Raw genomic sequence first — 2491 nt, 5'->3', positions numbered from 1 at the left:
GTCCCCCGCCACCCCGACCCAGCCCCCTCCCCAGCCCGCCGCCGTCCTGGTTCACCCCCGGCGCCGAGTCCGCCGAGCCGCCCGCGCTCGAGCCGCCGGCCGAGGCTCCCGCATGAGCAGCGGACCCGCCCCCGCCGTGCGCGGCTGCTCCACCGCACTCCTGCAGCTGTCCCGCCACGCCGCAGCGACCGCGATCCTGTGGAGCGCCCTCACCACCGGCCACACCCCGCTCGCGGTCCTGTGCTGGGTCCTCACCGTGCTGTACGCCACCGGCACGATCCTGCGCAGCATCGACCAGGCCCTCACCAACGCCGAACAACACCCCAGGTCAGCCCCCTGATCGGGTCCGGCAGGACGTTAACGCCGCGATGTGTCACACTCCCCGCGCCCAATACCCGGACCCATTCCGACAAGGACCCCGATCACCCGTGTTCACCGCGACCGTCGAAACCACCTGGCAGGCCGGCCACTCCCTGCCGCACCTGCCGGGCCGCTGCTCGAGCCTCCACGGCCACACCTGGCGGGCCGCCCTCACCATCGCCGGCCCCTCCCTCGGCCCGGACGGGCTCCTGGCCGACTTCGGCGCCCTCAAGCGGCAGATGAACGCGTGGATCGACAGCCACCTGGACCACGCGCTCATGCTCGGAGTCGGCGACAACCTGCTGCCGCTCCTCGAGCCCGGCCCAGATGGCGCCCCCTCCCCGCTCGCGGCCGCGTTCACCGAACGCCACCAACGCCTATTCGTCTTCGGCCGTGACTTCCCCGACGCGCTGTGGCCCAGCGTGGAAGGCGTCGCCCAGCTCATCGCCCACCACGCCCACACCTGGCTCGCCTCCGCCACCACCCGCACCGATCTGTACGTCGACCAGGTCACCGTCCGCGAGACCGACCACAACTCCGCGACCTGGCGCAACCCCGACCCGCCCGGCCAGGGTGCGCCGAGCGCCGCGAGCCACGCCGCGGACGCGCTGCGCCGCCTCCTGGCCGACCAGCCCGCCGCCCTCGCCGCCCAGCTCGACACCGACCTCGCCGCCCTCCTGGCCGGCCTCAACCGGCCCAGCCTCAACCGCAACCCCCTCAAGGAGCACCTGTGAGCATCGACACCGTCGCCCCTGCCCAGCAGCTCGCCCACCTGGCCACCCTCGCTCAGCAGCTCAGCGAAGCCGCCCGCACCCTCGCCGGAGCCGTCGCCGCTACCGAGCCCGCCGGCGTCGCCGACCCGCTGCCCGGAATCGACCCCGCCCCCGCGCCCGCCTCCTCGTCCCCGCGGGGCAGCGCTGCCGAGCTCGCCGCCTACCGGGAACACCTGTACGCCCGCATCCACGCCACCGGCACCGAGGGCGCCACCACGGCCGAACTCGTCGCCGGATCCAGCACCCTCAACCGCGTCAAGGTCGGCCTGCGCACCCTCGTGCACCAAGGCCGCGTCTTCCGCACCGGCAACGGCACCCTGCGCTGGTACTCCGACCGCAACCGGCAGGCCCTCGCCGACCTCATGCGCCAAGCCGTGCCCGCCCATGACCTGACCGTCCCCGAGACCGCGAACCTGCTGCGCCTGTCCGAGCAGCGCGTCCGCGACATGGCCACCGCCGGGCAACTCGCCGGCCGACGCGTCGGCAAGACCCTCGTCATCCACCGAGACGCCGTGCTCGACCACATCCAGGCCATCGCCACCCCGCACACGGAAGGAGGGACAACGATGGGACGCCCCACGAAGCTCACGCCCGAGCTCGCCGACCGGTTCGTCACCGCACTGGAGGAAGGCAACTCCATCCGCCGGGCCGCCGCCCTGTGCGGCATCACCCGATCCACCGCTCACCTGTGGCTCGCACGAGGGGAGGAGGAGGACGCCCCACCCGAGTTTTCGGACTTCTCGGACAGGGTCACGCGCGCGCGCACGCGTGCGTTGGGGGAGCTGTGGAACGCGGCGTTCAGGATGCGGTCGGCGGGGTGGAGGTCAAGCGGACGGTCCGGCCGGATGGGTCGGAGGAGACGCAGGTGACCCCGCCGAACGGGAAGGTCGCGTTGCAGATGATGGCGTTGCTGGATCCGGAGGAGTGGCTGCCGCGGAAGGCGGTGGAGTTGTCGGGGCCGGGTTCGGGCCCGGTGGAGGTGACGCATCAGGCCGAGGTGGTCGAGGGGATTCTGGCGCGGGTGAGGAAGGCGAAGGAGCGGCGGGCCGCCACGGCCGGCGGAGTGATCGAAGCGACCGGAGCGACCGGGCTGGCGGAAACGGGGGAGGGTGACGGTGACGGTGAGTAGGCATCCGGGGCGGGGATCGGGGGACCGGCTGGGCGATTCGGGCACGGTCGGTGACTGGGAGGTGGAGCGGGCCGCGGCGATGGCCCGGCATCCGGCCGGGCGGGGCCTGTTCGGCCGGTTCACCCAGTCGCATCCGTGGCTCGCCGCGGTCCCCGCCGAGCCTGTCGAGCCGGGCGGGCCGGGCGCCGAGTTGGCGGAGCTGCGGGCGCGGGTGGCCCGGCTCGAGCGG

General features: G+C 73.8%; 5 protein-coding genes. All 5 read left to right on the top strand.

Features of this window, described 5'->3' with window-relative positions; translation table 11 throughout:
- Window positions 1-112 precede the first annotated feature (112 nt).
- Window positions 113-340 (top strand): hypothetical protein, encoded by a 228-nt coding sequence (locus ACWJ6R_RS34545; protein WP_449066241.1) that lies wholly within the window; start codon window positions 113-115, stop codon window positions 338-340.
- An 88-nt stretch (window positions 341-428) separates the two neighbouring features.
- Window positions 429-1094 carry a 6-pyruvoyl trahydropterin synthase family protein gene (locus ACWJ6R_RS34540; RefSeq protein ID WP_449066240.1) on the top strand — a complete coding sequence of 222 codons (666 nt, stop codon included), beginning with the start codon at window positions 429-431 and terminating at the stop codon, window positions 1092-1094.
- Window positions 1091-2002, top strand: coding sequence for a helix-turn-helix domain-containing protein (locus ACWJ6R_RS34535; protein ID WP_449066239.1), 912 nt, complete (start codon window positions 1091-1093; stop codon window positions 2000-2002). Before ACWJ6R_RS34540 ends, ACWJ6R_RS34535 begins: the two co-directional genes overlap by 4 nt.
- Entirely contained in the window at window positions 1999-2262 is a 264-nt protein-coding gene (locus tag ACWJ6R_RS34530) for a hypothetical protein (RefSeq protein WP_449066238.1), read from the top strand. Before ACWJ6R_RS34535 ends, ACWJ6R_RS34530 begins: the two co-directional genes overlap by 4 nt.
- Window positions 2249-2491, top strand: a 243-nt coding sequence (locus ACWJ6R_RS34525) for a hypothetical protein (RefSeq protein WP_449066237.1), incomplete at its 3' end; no start/stop codon positions are given. The genes ACWJ6R_RS34530 and ACWJ6R_RS34525, both read left to right, overlap by 14 nt.

Source organism: Planomonospora algeriensis (assembly GCF_977012225.1).
This window is presented reverse-complemented; position numbering and strand designations above follow the sequence as displayed.